Source organism: Lederbergia citrea (genome assembly GCF_018343525.1).
GTDB lineage: Bacteria > Bacillota > Bacilli > Bacillales > Bacillaceae_C > Lederbergia > Lederbergia citrea.
In genome coordinates, this window is sequence record NZ_JAGYPH010000001.1 from 1,773,591 (window position 1) to 1,790,749 (window position 17,159).

Annotated in this window: 12 protein-coding genes, 14 tRNA genes and 2 rRNA genes; 2 read left to right on the forward strand and 26 right to left on the reverse strand. The window is 40.9% G+C overall.

Annotated features, from left to right (window positions below; all coding sequences use genetic code 11):
• Nucleotides 1–80 precede the first annotated feature (80 nt).
• Nucleotides 81–1,226, reverse strand: a complete 1,146-nt coding sequence (gene queG / locus KHA88_RS09185; protein WP_213096219.1) for a tRNA epoxyqueuosine(34) reductase QueG — start codon at nt 1,224–1,226, stop codon at nt 81–83.
• A 110-nt stretch (nt 1,227–1,336) separates the two neighbouring features.
• On the opposite strand from queG, the gene KHA88_RS09190 reads away from it, so the two are divergent.
• Nucleotides 1,337–2,008, forward strand: coding sequence for a B3/B4 domain-containing protein (locus tag KHA88_RS09190; RefSeq protein ID WP_213096218.1), 672 nt, complete (start codon nt 1,337–1,339; stop codon nt 2,006–2,008).
• Between the two features lie 66 nt (nt 2,009–2,074).
• On the opposite strand, the gene KHA88_RS09195 is transcribed toward KHA88_RS09190, so the two are convergent.
• The 9 genes from KHA88_RS09195 to KHA88_RS09235 all read right to left on the reverse strand — a co-directional run bounded on the left by KHA88_RS09195 (nt 2,075) and on the right by KHA88_RS09235 (nt 10,522).
• Nucleotides 2,075–2,148, reverse strand: a tRNA-Gly gene (locus tag KHA88_RS09195).
• Between the two features lie 129 nt (nt 2,149–2,277).
• The gene (locus KHA88_RS09200) at nt 2,278–3,219 is read right to left on the reverse strand and encodes a DMT family transporter (protein WP_213096217.1); all 942 of its coding nucleotides are present in this window, start codon (nt 3,217–3,219) and stop codon (nt 2,278–2,280) included.
• 140 nt (nt 3,220–3,359) lie between these two features.
• Nucleotides 3,360–3,872, reverse strand: a complete 513-nt coding sequence (locus KHA88_RS09205; protein WP_213096216.1) for a hypothetical protein — start codon at nt 3,870–3,872, stop codon at nt 3,360–3,362.
• A 92-nt stretch (nt 3,873–3,964) separates the two neighbouring features.
• Nucleotides 3,965–5,134, reverse strand: a complete 1,170-nt coding sequence (locus KHA88_RS09210) for an acyltransferase family protein (protein ID WP_213096215.1) — start codon at nt 5,132–5,134, stop codon at nt 3,965–3,967.
• A gap of 217 nt (nt 5,135–5,351) precedes the next feature.
• Nucleotides 5,352–6,422 carry a BtaManbiosPhlase gene (locus KHA88_RS09215; protein ID WP_213096214.1) on the reverse strand — a complete coding sequence of 357 codons (1,071 nt, stop codon included), beginning with the start codon at nt 6,420–6,422 and terminating at the stop codon, nt 5,352–5,354.
• 3 nt (nt 6,423–6,425) lie between these two features.
• Nucleotides 6,426–7,364, reverse strand: a complete 939-nt coding sequence (locus KHA88_RS09220; RefSeq protein WP_249305905.1) for an MTP-1 family protein — start codon at nt 7,362–7,364, stop codon at nt 6,426–6,428.
• Nucleotides 7,365–7,393: 29 nt separating this feature from the next.
• Nucleotides 7,394–8,281 (reverse strand): carbohydrate ABC transporter permease, encoded by an 888-nt coding sequence (locus KHA88_RS09225; RefSeq protein WP_249305906.1) that lies wholly within the window; start codon nt 8,279–8,281, stop codon nt 7,394–7,396.
• A gap of 1 nt (nt 8,282) precedes the next feature.
• Complete coding sequence (locus KHA88_RS09230) at nt 8,283–9,173, reverse strand: carbohydrate ABC transporter permease (protein ID WP_346729021.1); 891 nt, start codon at nt 9,171–9,173, stop codon at nt 8,283–8,285.
• 86 nt (nt 9,174–9,259) lie between these two features.
• On the reverse strand, nt 9,260–10,522 hold the full coding sequence (locus KHA88_RS09235; RefSeq protein ID WP_213096213.1) for an ABC transporter substrate-binding protein: 1,263 nt from the start codon (nt 10,520–10,522) through the stop codon (nt 9,260–9,262).
• 291 nt (nt 10,523–10,813) lie between these two features.
• Between KHA88_RS09235 and KHA88_RS09240 the strand changes: the two genes are divergently transcribed.
• A complete protein-coding gene (locus tag KHA88_RS09240; RefSeq protein WP_249305907.1) occupies nt 10,814–11,815 on the forward strand; it encodes a LacI family DNA-binding transcriptional regulator in 1,002 nt (333 codons plus the stop codon).
• Nucleotides 11,816–11,873: 58 nt separating this feature from the next.
• On the opposite strand, the gene KHA88_RS09245 is transcribed toward KHA88_RS09240, so the two are convergent.
• The 16 genes from KHA88_RS09245 to KHA88_RS09320 form a co-directional block, all read right to left on the reverse strand.
• Nucleotides 11,874–12,659, reverse strand: a complete 786-nt coding sequence (locus tag KHA88_RS09245) for a divergent polysaccharide deacetylase family protein (protein WP_213096212.1) — start codon at nt 12,657–12,659, stop codon at nt 11,874–11,876.
• A 156-nt stretch (nt 12,660–12,815) separates the two neighbouring features.
• A tRNA-Leu gene (locus tag KHA88_RS09250) sits at nt 12,816–12,898 on the reverse strand.
• An 8-nt stretch (nt 12,899–12,906) separates the two neighbouring features.
• Nucleotides 12,907–12,980, reverse strand: a tRNA-Cys gene (locus tag KHA88_RS09255).
• 8 nt (nt 12,981–12,988) lie between these two features.
• A tRNA-Gly gene (locus tag KHA88_RS09260) sits at nt 12,989–13,063 on the reverse strand.
• Between the two features lie 4 nt (nt 13,064–13,067).
• Nucleotides 13,068–13,139 (reverse strand) — tRNA-Gln (locus KHA88_RS09265).
• A gap of 15 nt (nt 13,140–13,154) precedes the next feature.
• Nucleotides 13,155–13,230 (reverse strand) — tRNA-His (locus KHA88_RS09270).
• Between the two features lie 9 nt (nt 13,231–13,239).
• Nucleotides 13,240–13,313, reverse strand: a tRNA-Trp gene (locus KHA88_RS09275).
• 6 nt (nt 13,314–13,319) lie between these two features.
• Nucleotides 13,320–13,404: transfer RNA gene (locus tag KHA88_RS09280), tRNA-Tyr, on the reverse strand.
• Between the two features lie 22 nt (nt 13,405–13,426).
• Nucleotides 13,427–13,502, reverse strand: a tRNA-Phe gene (locus tag KHA88_RS09285).
• A gap of 13 nt (nt 13,503–13,515) precedes the next feature.
• Nucleotides 13,516–13,591 (reverse strand) — tRNA-Asp (locus KHA88_RS09290).
• A gap of 41 nt (nt 13,592–13,632) precedes the next feature.
• Nucleotides 13,633–13,706, reverse strand: a tRNA-Met gene (locus KHA88_RS09295).
• An 18-nt stretch (nt 13,707–13,724) separates the two neighbouring features.
• Nucleotides 13,725–13,799 (reverse strand) — tRNA-Glu (locus KHA88_RS09300).
• A gap of 18 nt (nt 13,800–13,817) precedes the next feature.
• Nucleotides 13,818–13,909, reverse strand: a tRNA-Ser gene (locus tag KHA88_RS09305).
• Nucleotides 13,910–13,911: 2 nt separating this feature from the next.
• A tRNA-Asn gene (locus KHA88_RS09310) sits at nt 13,912–13,986 on the reverse strand.
• Nucleotides 13,987–13,996: 10 nt separating this feature from the next.
• Nucleotides 13,997–14,113 (reverse strand): 5S ribosomal RNA (gene rrf, locus KHA88_RS09315).
• Between the two features lie 116 nt (nt 14,114–14,229).
• Nucleotides 14,230–17,159, reverse strand: a 23S ribosomal RNA gene (locus KHA88_RS09320).

Consider the following 17,159-nt stretch of genomic DNA (forward strand, 5'->3'; position numbering starts at 1 on the left):
AGGAAACCGCAGAATAAGAAAAAGAGACGCAACTTCATATTGGTCGTGAAAATTTTTAGAGTACAAAAAAGACGAGGCCATCATACCCCGTCTTGTACAGTAAAGAATTCCAGTCCTTTTTCAATTTCTAATAATACAGCTGTGTCTTGTTCTACTGACTGTGCTTTAATCAACGCTGATTTTGCATCTTCACCGCCGATTTTTCCGATGGCCCATGCCGCAGTACCTCTAATTTCTGGCCGTACATCTTTTTGCATGACCTCTATCAATTCACACACGGCCGTTTCTTCTTTAAAATGAGCCAGAGCCAAAATTGCATTTCGCTGGATCGGTTTTTTCCCTCGCCAAGATCCAGAAATTTTCCCGTACTTCTCTTTAAACTCGCGGTTTGAAATTTGAAGCAATGGCTGTAAAAGTGGCTTGACTACTTCTGGGTCAGGCTCCATTTCGGGATGCACATGAAAGTCCATGCCTTTATTTTTCGGACAAATTGTTTGGCAGGTATCGCAGCCATATAAACGGTTTCCGATTTTCCCTCTAAATTCATCAGGCAAAAAACCTTTTGTCTGGGTTAAAAACGCAATACAACGCTGAGCATTTAACTGGCCCCCTTGGACAAGCGCACCAGTAGGGCAAATATCAATACACTTTGTACATTCACCACATTGATCATGCATTGGCTCATCAGGTTCAAATGGAAGATTTGTGATCATTTCGCCGAGATAGACATATGATCCAAACTCTGGTGTGATGATCGCACAATTCTTACCGCTCCAGCCTATGCCCGCTCTTTCCGCAACAGCACGATCAACGAGTTCACCTGTATCAACCATTAATTTAAACCTTGCCTCACTTACCCTACTATCAATATAAGCTGCTAATTGTTCCAACTTTTCACGAACAAGGACATGATAATCTGTTCCCCATGAAGCGCGGCAAAATATCCCCCGTCTTTCCCCTCGTTTACTGCGGGGAGCATCTTTCATTTTTGACGGATATGCGAGCGCAATGGCAATGATGGAGCGTGGCCCATCAAAAATAAGAGCGGGATCTGTTCGTTTATCAATATCTTTTTCTTCGAAACCTGATTGGTAGCCTAGCGACTGCTGACGTAGTAATAAATTTTTCATTTCGATAAATGGGTCGGAGCTTGCAAAACCGATTTTATCGATACCGATACTTATACTGTATGCAATAATGTCTTTTTTCAATTTTTTATAATCCATTTTTCAGACCCCCTATCTCTTTTGTTGATATATAATGGCAAGTATCGCCTTAAAGTATTAACCATCATTCTATGGTAAACTATTTTTAATTGTTTTTGGAGGTGGAAACGTTGGAAATTACTCTAGACCCCCATCTATGTGCTGCTATCTCAGGGTTTAAACTTGGAATAATCGAATATGACAATATCATTATTGAAGAATCACCGCAAATGCTTAAAGGAAGGCTGCAATTATTCCAAGAATCCCTATTTTTTGACTTAGAAGAAGAGAATATTAATGAATTCGAGGAAATTAAAGAGTGGCGGTCTATTTTCAAATTGCTTGGTAAAGATCCGAATCGCTATCGACATTCTGCCGAAGCTCTTTTTCGAAGAGTGAAGAAACAAAATTATCTCCCAAGCATGAATTCCGGAGCAGATATCAATAACTTTTTCTCTTTAAAATTTAGAATTCCAATTGGCATTTATGACAAATCAAAAATTAAAGGAAATGTCGTCCTTCGAAAGGGTCGGCGCGGAGAAGTGTATGTAGGCCTAAATGGAAGGGAAAATCAACTGGAAGATTTATTAATTTCTGCTGATAAACAAGGTCCCTTCGGTAGTCCATTTGTAGATTCCCGACGCACTGCTATCACACAAACGACGAGAAATGCACTCCAAATCGTCTACTTACCGCCATCTTTAAATGAAGAAGCTGCAAGAGACTTACTATCCTCTTTGGCATCGATGTTCACGCAAATTAATGGAGGAGATAGCTCCATCTCAATCATTAGCTGTCCATAATATTAATAAAACGCAGCGCCCCGTTCATCTAGGAAACGGGACACTGCGTTAGTTTAATAATATGTATGGAGCGGGTGATGAGAATCGAACTCACATCATCAGCTTGGAAGGCTGAGGTTTTACCACTAAACTACACCCGCAATTGATTGTCTTTCGAAAGGTTACTTTTATAGTATACAAAAATCATCGAAAAATATCAACGTTTGTCACAAAATATTCACTTTTGTTATTTGATCGGCTGTCCTTTGATCAGCCGATCATCATACTTTTTAGTTCGTATGACTAGTAAAGTGTCCTGCTTTTCCCTTTACTTTCTTCCTTTTTGACCATACTTGTTCGATAGCTCCAGTCCCCAGCAATACACCTGAGACAATTAGAATAAACCCTAAAGCCTGTGATATTAATATTTTTTCACCAAAAAAGAAATAAGCACCAACTAATGAAAAAAATGGCGTTAAATTAAGAAACAGCGCTGATTTCCCCGCACCAATCTCCTGAATAGCGTGGTTATAAACTAAATGCCCTAATCCGGTAGAAATGATGCCAGATGCTAAAAACACAAGCCAGGCGGTCGTCGTACCGTTGCTAAGAGATTGTAGTCCTTCAGGCTCTAACCCTAAGCTTAGTGTAAACAACATCAGTGCTCCAAATAACTGCGACAAACTAGTAATATAGGCGGAATCAACATTTTCAGACAGCCTCTTTATTAAAATAAAACTTATAGCTTGGGTAACTACTGCTAAACAAACATATAAATCTCCGAATGACACAGTTAAAACTCCGGAAGATTTGGCAAGAACAATCATTGCTACGCCAAAGAATCCTAATAATAATCCAATGATCCGTGATGAAGTTAAGCGATCACCCAGAAATATTGCGGCAGCAATTGAAGTTGCTATTGGCACAGTTCCAAGAATCAATCCTCCATTAGCTGCAGTAGTATGCTCAAGTCCAACAGATAAAAAATACTGATGACCTAAAACTCCAAATACGGCTATTGCTACAATAGAAAGCATTTCACTTTTCGGCAAAGTCCGGAATATTTTTCGATAATATAAAAAGGGTGCAATTGCAAGAAATGCGGTCATGATGCGAAGCGCAGTAATCGTAACTGCGGAAAATTGTGAGACTACAATCTTAATCGCAATCACATTTAATCCCCATGAAACGGTCAATAAAACTAACAAAACATACAAAAAAGAAGCCCTCATTCATACTCTCCCATCAAAAAAGCTCCCCTTTCAGGAGCAAAGATCTTGAAAACAATATAAATATAATTATAACATTTTTAAAACTTTTGCCCTACTCGCGAAAAAAGATTCTGTTACAAAGGCTGAAAATCACCATAAATTTATTGTATATATTTCAATGCTTTCCGGGCATTCCCACTTACTGTCTCTGTATAACCCCAAACCTTACCGTCCAAAGGGTCTTTGTTCAAGTATCCATCCAAGTCATGGAGGATTCGATGGGCGACTAGCAGCCCTTGAACATCCTTGTGTTGCTGAGCTTTTTTTAAAGCATTTAATGCATTTTCTAAATCAGTCTCCAGCGATTTTTCAGGTGCATGTAAGATTGCCAAGTCAATATATTTATATAGCGTCTCAAATTTATTTGCGTTTGAGGAAAAACTGAAGTTTTTTGATCCGCCCCAGCCAACAAAGCCATTTAGGATTTCGTGAGCATCTTTCACTGCATCCACGGCCATTGGAGATGTCGCTTCCCCAACCGCCTCCACTTGAGGGGGTGCTCCAGTTCCCTTTACAGCAGGATTCCTTTCAGAGTTATTTATTCCCAAATAGAAAACAATGCTTCCTGTAATGATTAAAAAAAGTGGCACTCCTATGTACAAAAGTTTTTTCATTGCTAAACTCCTCTCGATGAAACCTCTTTAATTAACTTCGATACTAGAAGTAATTTCCCTTCTTTTAAGGCTCTCCGAGTTTTTCCAATAAACTATAATGATGATTTAATTTGGTTATTATCCACATGATTTGTGACTTTCCTAATTTTCACTCCAAAAACCCACCGGGTAAAGGCTGTTCGCTTAATAATAAATTCATAAACTAATAGTGAAATAGCTAATGTTAACAACATAATCATTAAAAACATTGGAAGGGTACTGATGTTTAACTTTAAAACAAAATAACCAATGACAACTAACACACTTTGATGAATAATATAAATGGGAAAAGCAGCCTCATTTAAATAGGGCAATAATTTACTTGGAAAATTTAAAAATTTATTTCCATATCCAAGGAGGATAATAAGACTTAGCCACACATTGAACATTCTTAAAAAGGTGAGCGAAATGTCGATTGTAGAATATTTTAGTGCATCTTGATTTTGATACATTAAAAACATCCAGGTAGGCACCAATATCAACATTAAGATTAATGCTTTAAAGCGTATCCTATTAAACATTTCTTGATAAGCTTGATGACTGCAAGTGATAAAGCCCATGATAAAAATAACTAGAAAATAGAATGGGTTTTGACCACCGGGTGCGGGTAATATTTGAGTGAATACCAATACAATGAAAAAGAGGATAAAAATGATTGGCTGACTAAAGGCTACATTGAATTTCTCAATGGTATGATGTCTTTTTTTATTTATTACAAAGCTAAAAAAAGGTAAAGCAATAAGTGAGAGGACAAATAAATAGAGAATAAACCATAAATGGGCTGGGGTAAATGTCCCAAAGTAACCAGATAAATCACTGAAATCCGTAAAAAAAGTCTTCAAAAAGTTAATATATGATCCCACTGTTTCGCCTGTATGATGTAATTTAGCGAAATACCCTTGTGGTGGCACAATGATAAATACTCCAAAAAGAAGCGGAATGAATAGTCTAGAAAAGCGGTCTTTTATATATTGGCGATTGGATCTTCTACTAAGTGCATACCAGCTTGCCGATCCGGCCAACCAAAACAGTAGCGGCATGAACCAATAGCTCGTCATCGAGACAAACCAAGTCAATCCCCAACTTAACACATCACTTTTCACATAAAATGGGTCCCAATGGTCAAATACTCGAGCTGAATGAAATGGAAATAATAATAAAATCCCCAGATTTCTAAGCCAATCGATATCATATCTTCTAGCTAATTTTTCTTCACCATTCATTTAATTCCATCCCTTCAAAGCATCCCGTTTTATCCCAGTTTAACAAAAAATACCTAAACTGTAATTATAATATTTCTATGAACCAGCTGCTCTTCGCGTCGTGATTCTTGCCTGAATGACTTTATGGAAAATAAAGCATAAAAAAAGCGCGTACTATCTAAAGTACATCGCCCAAAACACTAATTATGAAAGTTTTTTGTTTTTACCAACGTTCTTTTTATTGACTAGTTGCATAAGTTAATGAATTTAAAATATCCTCTAAACTCAATTCAGCACATGCCATGGATCTATCCGCAACACCGTAATACATTTTAACAACGTCGCCTTCAACTATAACTCCACAAGAAAAAACAACATTATCAAAAAATCCATTTACTTCGTATTCAGCTTCCGGTTCTAATAATGGTGAATCAGAACGGGCAATAACCCTAGAAGGATCATCAAGGTCTAGTAAAACAGCCCCCATACAGTAGCGATTATCAAGGGATGCCCCGTGATATAACTCTAACCACCCTCTCTCCGTCTTAATAGGAACTGCACCTCCTCCAATTCGGCCATTATCCCACATGCCCTCGCGCAATCCAATCAGGTGTTTATGGTTTCCCCAATAGCGAAGATTATCAGATTCAGCAATCCATATTTCCGGTGCTCCAGCACTTTTTGGAACTGGTCGATGAAGTGCGTAATATTTTCCATTTATTTTTTCAGGGAAGATGGTTACATCTTTATTTTCGGGTGCAAATATCATTCCATGGTGTTCTATATTCACAAAATCCTTCGTTGAAACAAGTGATACACCAACACCTACGGATGAAATAGCACTAAAATATATGTAATAAGTATCACCAATAAATGTGATACGTGGATCTTCAATCCCAAATGCCTCCAACTCATTGGATGGATATATAAATGGTGTATCATCAATTGTAAAATGACGGCCATCCTTACTTCTAGCAATACGAAGATAAGAAAGTGAGGTTAAATACATGAATCCATCTTTATTACTGATAGAGCTAATTGTACGTGAGTCAGTAAAGTCATAGGAAGGATCTTCTATGTTTATATCTAATATTTCAAGTTCTTTTACATCAGGACTCCAAACAGGTACCTTCACAATATCAGGATTTTGATTAACAGGCCGCTCGGCTACGCGAAGCAACATGATTATCTCATCATTAAACTTAGTTACACCCGCATTAAATGCACCTATGACTTCAAAGTCATCACGGTGCGGTTTCACGTCTTCTGGTGTGATCAGTGGATTTTCCTCATATCTATAGATGTTCATTGTTCAACCACCTTGTATTTCGTATTGTAGAAATGGATCTTTGATTGTGATTTTTTGTGCTTCTGCATCACTTATTCCAGCATATAATTCTGCAGTTCCGTCATTCTTCCGAACTAAACCACCGCTAAAAACGACATCCATTAAATCTGGACGCTTAGCCGGACCTTCTAAAAAATGAGAACGGGTTGCAATTAATTGAATATCAGAGTATGAACCTGTTTCAGGATTAAAAGTAAAAATCATCGGATAATAATGACGATCGTTTTCCTGATCAAATGACGCAATATGGCCCAAAACACCAATTAACCCATTTGATAGAAGATGTGTCTCATTTACACCGCCCCATTCTTGATCAATAAATTGATTTGCTAAAAGAGGTGCATCGTTAATGACATCAATGGTTAAATCACTTAGAGAAGGAATGATTGCAAAACCAATTTTACCTCTGCCACCTTTTTCACCCTGTGGTCTAGTAAAGACTCCAATCTTTCCGTCCTGTAATTCTATTAATCTAATGTCCTTCATGCCATCTGGACCTTTAGCAAACTCCTGTAAACTATTTAAGTTTTCTCCTCGATAAAATACAGTTCTCCAGCCAAGCGCGCCTTCTTCTTTTGGATGTGGAAAGATTTGTACTCCTCCTAGGATTAATTCCCCACCAATTCTTGTATAAAACGGATCCTGAAGTTGAAAGATAGGAGCGTTTTCTTTTGGAACCCAATTATCCCCACGTTTTACGAAAAATACAATCTCCGAATGCTCACTATCACGAGACTCTACCCTTCCCGCAATAACTAGCTCCCCATCATCTTCAAAGGGAGCAGTAATATTATAAACATCATTACCCCCGACATTTTTAAAGTTAATTTTTTCCGGGCTATGTGGTTGTTCTTTACGAGCAAACTCCTCCAAAAGATCTGTGCATGTCTTTATTTCTTTCAAAACAATTCCTCCCTAGCAAAATAAATTTGTTATCCCTTTATACCTGTTAATTTTATACCCTCAATAAAATACTTCTGAAAGAAGAAGAACATTGTTAAAACTGGGAGTAAAACCATAATGGATGCAGCCATTAATAGTGCCCATTCTGTCTTAAACATCCCCTGGAACATCGCTAGACCCAATTGCACGGTAAACTTCTCCATCGTATTTAGGTAAATTAACGGACCTAAAAAATCATTCCATTTACCGTGGAAAGAGAAGATTGCAACAACAGCTAACGCTGGCTTTGAGAGTGGAAGCATTACCTTATTAAAGATTTGGAATGTGTTACACCCATCGATTCTTGCAGCTTCTTCTAACTCCGTTGGGAGCGTTAAGAAAAATTGCCTTAACATAAAAATGAAAAAGGCGGGACCACCGAAGTATGATGGTATGATTAACGGTAAATACGTATCTACCCAACCTATTTTACTGAACATGATAAACACTGGTATCATCGTGACTTCCCCAGGAAGCATCATCGTAGCAAGTACGATGATAAAAAGAACATTCTTCCCCCAAAACTGCAACCTCGCAAAGCCATATGCTACTACAGCTGCCGACATAACCTCCCCAATTACTCCTAAGACAGTAATAAAAGTTGAATTTAAGAAATATCTTAGAAATGGTGCATACTGAAAAGCGTCGGCATAGTTTTTCCACCGGATCGGGTCAGGAATCCATTGTGGCGGAAATTGAAATATTAGAGCTGAGTCCTTCAATGATGTAGAAAGCATCCACAGAAACGGAAATAGAAAAACAATACTCATTGCAACAAGCAATACATAGATTAATAGTTTATATGAGAACTTTGCCACTCTCAGGGACATTACCTTATGATTTGGAGGTAAATCATTGGTGATTTTTATATTTTCCATATCATTTTTTCTTCCCTTCGTAATACACCCATAAAGGCGAAGATTTTAAAACCACTAGTGTGATGAGTAGTATGATTGTAAACAAAACCCATGCCATAGCAGAAGCATATCCCATTTTTAGAAATTCAAATGCATTTCGCCATAAATAAAGCATGTAAAAGAGTGCCGCATCTCCAGCACCACCGATCACATACGCTTCTGTAAAAATCTTTAATCCTCCGATAATCCCCATAATTAAATTAAATAAGATAATTGGGGATAGCATTGGTACAGTAATATACCAAAACTTGTGAATATGATTTGCTCCATCAAGATCTGCAGACTCATATAAGTCCTTAGGCATATCTTGTAATGCGGCCAGAAATACTAGCATGGCATTCCCGAATCCCCATAAACTAATAATTACATAGGAGGGCATTACCCAACTAGGATCTCCTAGCCAGTTGGGGCCTGATAGTCCAATTTTTGCAAGAACTGTATTGATTAATCCAACATCTGTGTTAAAGATCCATCTCCAAAGCAGAGCTGTTGCAACTCCTGAAACGACAGAAGGTAAATAAAATATCGTCCTAAAAATTTTCATGCCCTTTACTTTTTGGTTCAATAAGATTGCAGTAAACAAGCCTCCTGTGAGGTTAAGTGGAACACTAAATATTGCAAATGTAAATGTTACTTTTAATGCCTGCCAAAACTTAGGATCATGTGATAGATCGACATAATTCTTGAAACCTAAAAATTCAGGGTTCGTAAATGTATCCCAATCGGTCATGCTTATATAAATAGATGCAATGATGGGTCCTACAGTAAATAGCAACATACCTAGAATCCAAGGTGAAATAAATATATATCCTTCTAAATTCCGTCTTAATGTTTTTCTTACATTTGGTTTCACAGGTTCACCTCATTTTTATTGAATATTGCTAGGTGTCTAAATAGAATGGATCGAAGAACTATCCTTCGATCCATTCTATTTATTACTTATTTTCCAGTGAATTCTTTTAGCTTTTCAGCCGTTTTCTTAGCAAGCTCTTCAGGAGTTCCTTCACCACGAATTAGTGGATCACTTAAGTTATCCCAAATGATAGAATCAATTTCTTGGCGTTTTTCATGTAAAACAAGGCCTTTAGCATATTCCATTGATTCCTCGATCGCAGCAAGTGCTTCTTCCGTTTTCTTTGGCTGAATTTCTGCCAACTTATCCATCATTGACTTTCTTGGCGGTGCCAGCTTCCAATGATGAATGGCATCCGTCATATCACGTAGAGCCTTATATGCAATTTCCGGATTCTCTGTATCAGCTGACGCTACCATGTTGGCAATCCAGTTAAAGGTCGCTCTTTCTTTTCCTTTTGGCACAACTGTTGCCCCAACATCTAATCCATCAATATAGTCAAGGTCATCAGCCGCTCCACCGAAAAACATCGCAACTTTTCCTGCTATAAACATTTCTGCTAAGCCTTGCTGTTCAATTGTGTTTGAGCTTGGTACACTTTTATCTGTATGCAGAATATCATAGTAAACTTGCAGACCTTCAATCGTTTCCGGGGAATCAATAGTTATTTCCCCATTATCATTTAGGAAGCCCCCTCCATATGACCATGCCCAAATCTTTTCCGGTGGCCAACCGTTAGCAATTGTTCCCCATTGATCCAATCTGCCATCATTATTTTTATCTACTGTAAGTTCTTTTGCTACTTTTCTAAACTGTTCCCAGTCCCATGTATTATCTGGATACGGTAATCCTGCTTCATCGAAAATTGCTTTATTATAATACATCAGTACTGGTTGTGAAATCCAAGGAAGACCGTATAACTTGTCATTATAACGAGCAGTCTTCAGTGGTTCTTCATAGTAATCATCTAAATCTAATTGATTATCATTTTTAGCTAAATCTGTAATATCAAGTAAAATATTTTTACTAGCATAACTAGCTACCCACTCTTGGGATAGATAAAAGATATCAGGTGCTTTTTTCCCTGAAATCATTGTTTGAAGTTTTGTAGAGTAATCGTTCGGTATATTAATTAGTTTGATTTTGTAATCATCCGCATCTGCATTAACCTTTTCTACTAAACCTTCAAGTTCTTTATTTTCTTCAGGTCCACCCCAAGCTGCGAATTCTATTGTAGCTTTCTCACCTTTCTTTGTTTTTTCACTAGACGATTCTTTTGAACTACATCCCGCAAAGACTAGCAAAGTACAAAGTGCAACGACTAAAATCGAGAACCTTTTCTTTAACAATTGCGTAACCCCTTCCAATTTTGTATTTTAGACCCTTGATAAACGCTTTCAACTTTAGTGAAGCTTAACGGTAAATCAAATAACATTACTGCAAATACAATACTACTTGATTATAACTATAATTTCAAGTTACAAATTAAATGCTTTTGGCTTTACAAACGATAATAGTCTTGTTGACTTTAGTGACCACTTAACAGATCACGGATATTTTAATCAACCTTATTTGTAACTTTACAATTAACTTTACAATGTTACAATTGGTGTAGATTGATTGGAAAGGATAGATTAAGCTTGAAAAAGCCAACCATGCAAGATATCGCAGACAGATTAAACATTTCCAAAAACTCCGTTTCAATTGCATTGACAGGTAAGAGTGGAGTTGGAGAGGATTTAAGACAAAAAATTATAGAGGTTGCAACTGAAATTGGATATCCGATACAAAAATTATCTGATAAAAATAAATCAGATAACGAATTAATGATAGGATTGATTGCTCGGGAAGATATTTTTTCGGAAAATACATTCTTTGGGATTATCAATTTAAATATAGAAAAAGAAGTTAAGGCAAGGAATGGGCAACTATTAATTCACTCAGTGGATGAGAATAACGAATTAAATAATGAGATACCATCATTTATAACGGAGAAAAAGATTGATGGGTTATTAGTCCTTTCCCATTTAAAAAAAGAGTATATCCAACAACTAGCAAATACAGGAATTCCATTAGTGCTCATTGATCATCACGATTATGACTTGAACGTGGATTCAATCCTTACTGATAATCGCAAAGGTGCGTTTGTAGCAACACGATATCTGCTTTCGAATGGTACTAATACGATAGGTTTTATCGGACAGGTTGATAAATCACCAAGTTATAAGGAAAGATTTGAGGGATTTACATATGCGGTAAAAGAAGCTGGCATAAAGCAAGAAGAAAAATGGTTGATACATTCTATAAAAGAAGATGAAGCAGCGATTGAAAATTATATAGAAAACCTCGATTCACTTCCAGATGCATGGCTTTGTGCTAATGATGAGTATGGGTTCCTGCTTACTAGAATTTTAAGTTCTTTGGGATATAAAATAGCCGAAGATGTCTCCATATGTGGTTTTGATAACTCTTATTTCTCTACATTATCATTACCACAATTATCAACAATAGATATTGATAAGGAGTACTTTGCCAAAAGAGCTGTTGTTCAATTATATAATCGGATTGAAGATAATAACTTGCCACCCGAAAAGATTTTATTAGGTACCCAATTATTAAAAAGAAACTCAGTTAAAGACTAATGAAATCTTTCTATAGCCTGCATTCTATAGCCGCAAACACATATGTTTGCGGCTGATTTTATTCACTATACTCAGGAACCTTATTTATCAGTTTTAATTCCGGTATTAAATTTGATAGTGACACAATATTTGCCTTGTCTTGATAAACGGGGATGTATTCTTTTAAAACACTAAACATCATAGGACCTGATACTCCCACATGACCGATAGCAATAAGTCGTTCAGTTTCTGTTAATTTTCTCACCAGTAAATTTGCTTGTTTCGTAATATGTTGGGTTGAATAAATATCATCAAAAAATAGATTGTTTTCCAAATAAGGGATGTTCATTTCACTAGCCAACTTACCAACCACACTTTTACCTGTAGTCTTGCTATCAAGATAAAACAGCCCATGTTTCTTACACACCTCAAGAACAATCCTCATCACTCTCTCGTCTTCAGTTGCTTTTGATCCCATATGATGATTCATTCCTACAGCATGAGGTACGTCCTTAATAGCTGCTTCTACACGCTTACGGATTTCTTTATCGCTTAAATCAGTCGTGATTGCGCCTGGCCCAAGCCAACTTTTCTTCCCCATTTTAGGCTCCATTGGTAAATGGACAATAACTTCATGCCCATTGTGGTAAGCCAGCTCTGCATCCTCTCTCGTAGATGGCAAAAAGGGCATGATAGCAACGGTTAGGGTTATCGGAAGGTTAAGTATGTCCGCTGTACCCTTCATATTATTACCTAGGTCATCGATGACAATGGCTAGTTCTTTTTTAGGCGATGAGGGAGATTCTGCTGATATTGGCTGTGCAAATGAAAAAAGAAGATAGATGATGCAAATCCATATTTTCATTTCATCACTCCTTATTTTTCATTTATCATTCCCCAATCTTTACTAAGAAAAAGAACTTTTTTCATAGAGAAAATTACCAAGTAAACCTTCATCTAATAATTGTAAAAACAATAAAAAAGACTTTCAACATAATCGTTGAAAGTCTTTCATTTATAATACCCGAGGCCGGACTTGAACCGGCACGCCCGCGAAGGCAGTGGATTTTGAGTCCACCGTGTCTGCCATTCCACCACTCGGGCATAGTTTATGGAGGCGGCAACCGGAATCGAACCGGTGATAAGGGTGTTGCAGACCCGTGCCTTACCGCTTGGCTATGCCGCCTAATTATATGGAGCGGAAGACGGGATTCGAACCCGCGACCCCCACCTTGGCAAGGTGGTGTTCTACCACTGAACTACTTCCGCATTACTGGGCTAGCTGGATTCGAACCAACGAATGACGGAGTCAAAGTCCGTTGCCTTACCGCTTGGCTATAGCCCATTAATATTAGTTGAATGGGGCGATTGATGGGAATCGAACCCACGAATGTCGGAGCCACAATCCGATGCGTTAACCACTTCGCCACAACCGCCATGAAAATTGGCAGGGGTAGTAGGAATCGAACCCACACTGAAGGTTTTGGAGACCTTAGTTCTACCTTTAAACTATACCCCTGTAAAATGGTGGTGGGGGACGGATTCGAACCGCCGAACCCGGAGGGAGCGGATTTACAGTCCGCCGCGTTTAGCCACTTCGCTACCCCACCAACATATAAATTATTAATTAAATGGTGGCTCAGGACGGAATCGAACCGCCGACACAAGGATTTTCAGTCCTTTGCTCTACCGACTGAGCTACTGAGCCAACTTTTTAATAATGGCGGTCCCGACGGGAATCGAACCCGCGATCTCCTGCGTGACAGGCAGGCATGTTAACCGCTACACCACGGGACCTTATGAGTAGGTAACTATTTGGCATTACCTAATTCATATAATTGCGGGGACAGGATTTGAACCTGCGACCTTCGGGTTATGAGCCCGACGAGCTACCGGACTGCTCCACCCCGCGACGATAAAACAAAATAAATGGTGACCCCTACGGGATTCGAACCCGTGTTACCGCCGTGAAAGGGCGGTGTCTTAACCGCTTGACCAAGGGGCCATTGTATATTGAATTGAATGGCGGAGAGCAAGGGATTTGAACCCTTGAGACAGCGTTAGCCGCCTACACGATTTCCAATCGTGCTCCTTCGGCCACTCGGACAGCTCTCCAATGGCTCCGCAGGTAGGATTCGAACCTACGACCGATCGGTTAACAGCCGATAGCTCTACCACTGAGCTACTGCGGAATGAAATACTGCCTGGCAGCGTCCTGCTCTTGCAGGGGGAGATCCCCCAACTACCATCGGCGCTGAAGAGCTTAACTTCCGTGTTCGAGATGGGAACGGGTGTGACCTCTTCGCTATCGCAACCAGACAACTTACAATCGACATACTCTATTATACTACATTTTATGTAAAAGTCAAGAGAAAAGTTTCATTCTCTCAAAACCAGATAAATGAGAAGATAAACGTTAAAACGATGTTTCATATTTGATTAAGTCCTCGATCGATTAGTATCCGTCAGCTCCATGTATCGCTACACTTCCACACCGGACCTATCAACCTGATCATCTTTCAGGGATCTTACTAGCTTGCGCTATGGGAAATCTCATCTTGAGGGGGGCTTCATGCTTAGATGCTTTCAGCACTTATCCCGTCCGCACATAGCTACCCAGCGATGCTCCTGGCGGAACAACTGGTACACCAGCGGTGCGTCCATCCCGGTCCTCTCGTACTAAGGACAGCTCCTCTCAAATTTCCTGCGCCCGCGACGGATAGGGACCGAACTGTCTCACGACGTTCTGAACCCAGCTCGCGTACCGCTTTAATGGGCGAACAGCCCAACCCTTGGGACCGACTACAGCCCCAGGATGCGATGAGCCGACATCGAGGTGCCAAACCTCCCCGTCGATGTGAACTCTTGGGGGAGATAAGCCTGTTATCCCCGGGGTAGCTTTTATCCGTTGAGCGATGGCCCTTCCATGCGGAACCACCGGATCACTAAGCCCGACTTTCGTCCCTGCTCGACTTGTAGGTCTCGCAGTCAAGCTCCCTTGTGCCTTTACACTCTGCGAATGATTTCCAACCATTCTGAGGGAACCTTTGGGCGCCTCCGTTACACTTTAGGAGGCGACCGCCCCAGTCAAACTGCCTGCCAGACACTGTCTCCCACCCGGATCACGGGTGCGGGTTAGAATGTCAATACAGCAAGGGTAGTATCCCACCAATGCCTCCACCGAAGCTGGCGCTCCGGTTTCCAAGGCTCCTACCTATCCTGTACAAGCTGCACCAACATTCAATATCAGGCTGCAGTAAAGCTCCACGGGGTCTTTCCGTCCTGTCGCGGGTAACCTGCATCTTCACAGGTACTATAATTTCACCGAGTCTCTCGTTGAGACAGTGCCCAGATCGTTGCGCCTTTCGTGCGGGTCGGAACTTACCCGACAAGGAATTTCGCTACCTTAGGACCGTTATAGTTACGGCCGCCGTTTACTGGGGCTTCAATTCGCACCTTCGGTTTACACCTAAGCGCTCCTCTTAACCTTCCAGCACCGGGCAGGCGTCAGCCCCTATACTTCGCCTTGCGGCTTCGCAGAGACCTGTGTTTTTGCTAAACAGTCGCCTGGGCCTATTCACTGCGGCTCTCGCAGGCTTGCACCCGCAAGAGCACCCCTTCTCCCGAAGTTACGGGGTCATTTTGCCGAGTTCCTTAACGAGAGTTCTCTCGATCACCTTAGGATTCTCTCCTCGCCTACCTGTGTCGGTTTGCGGTACGGGCACCTGTTACCTCGCTAGAGGCTTTTCTTGGCAGTGTGGAATCAGGAACTTCGGTACTAAATTTCCCTCGCCATCACAGCTCAGCTTTAGGATGAAGGATTTGCCTCCACCCCGGCCTAACTGCTTGGACGCGCATATCCAACAGCGCGCTTACCCTATCCTCCTGCGTCCCCCCATTGCTCAAACGGTAAAAAGGTGGTACAGGAATATCAACCTGTTGTCCATCGCCTACGCCTTTCGGCCTCGGCTTAGGCCCCGACTAACCCTGAGCGGACGAGCCTTCCTCAGGAAACCTTAGGCATTCGGTGGAAGGGATTCTCACCCTTCTTTCGCTACTCATACCGGCATTCTCACTTCTAAGCGCTCCACCAGTCCTTCCGGTCTGGCTTCACAGCCCTTAGAACGCTCTCCTACCACTGACACTCGAAGGTGTCAGTCCGCAGCTTCGGTGATACGTTTAGCCCCGGTACATTTTCGGCGCAGAGTCACTCGACCAGTGAGCTATTACGCACTCTTTAAATGGTGGCTGCTTCTAAGCCAACATCCTGGTTGTCTAAGCAACTCCACATCCTTTTCCACTTAACGTATACTTTGGGACCTTAGCTGGCGGTCTGGGCTGTTTCCCTCTCGACTACGGATCTTATCACTCGCAGTCTGACTCCCAAGGACAAGTCATTGGCATTCGGAGTTTGTCTGAATTCGGTAACCCGATGAGGGCCCCTAGTCCAAACAGTGCTCTACCTCCAAGACTCTTACCTTGAGGCTAGCCCTAAAGCTATTTCGGAGAGAACCAGCTATCTCCAGGTTCGATTGGAATTTCACCGCTACCCACACCTCATCCCCGCACTTTTCAACGTACGTGGGTTCGGGCCTCCAGTAAGTGTTACCTTACCTTCACCCTGGACATGGGTAGATCACCTGGTTTCGGGTCTACGACCTCATACTCATGCGCCCTATTCAGACTCGCTTTCGCTGCGGCTCCGTCTCTTCGACTTAACCTCGCATGAAATCGTAACTCGCCGGTTCATTCTACAAAAGGCACGCCATCACACATGAATGTGCTCTGACTACTTGTAGGCACACGGTTTCAGGATCTTTTTCACTCCCCTTCCGGGGTGCTTTTCACCTTTCCCTCACGGTACTGGTTCACTATCGGTCACTAGGGAGTATTTAGCCTTGGGAGATGGTCCTCCCGGATTCCGACGGGATTTCTCGTGTCCCGCCGTACTCAGGATCCACTCTGGAGGGAACGAAGTTTCGATTACAGGGCTGTTACCTTCTTTGGCGGGCCTTTCCAGGCCGCTTCGTCTACCCCGTTCCTTTGTAACTCCGTATAGAGTGTCCTACAACCCCAAGAGGCAAGCCTCTTGGTTTGGGCTCTTCCCGTTTCGCTCGCCGCTACTTAGGGAATCGATGTTTCTTTCTCTTCCTCCGGGTACTTAGATGTTTCAGTTCCCCGGGTCTGCCTTCCATTTCCTATGTATTCAGAAATGGATACTACCCCATTACGGGCAGTGGGTTTCCCCATTCGGAAATCTCCGGATCAAAGCTTGCTTACAGCTCCCCGAAGCATATCGGTGTTAGTCCCGTCCTTCATCGGCTCCTAGTGCCAAGGCATCCACCGTGCGCCCTTTCTAACTTAA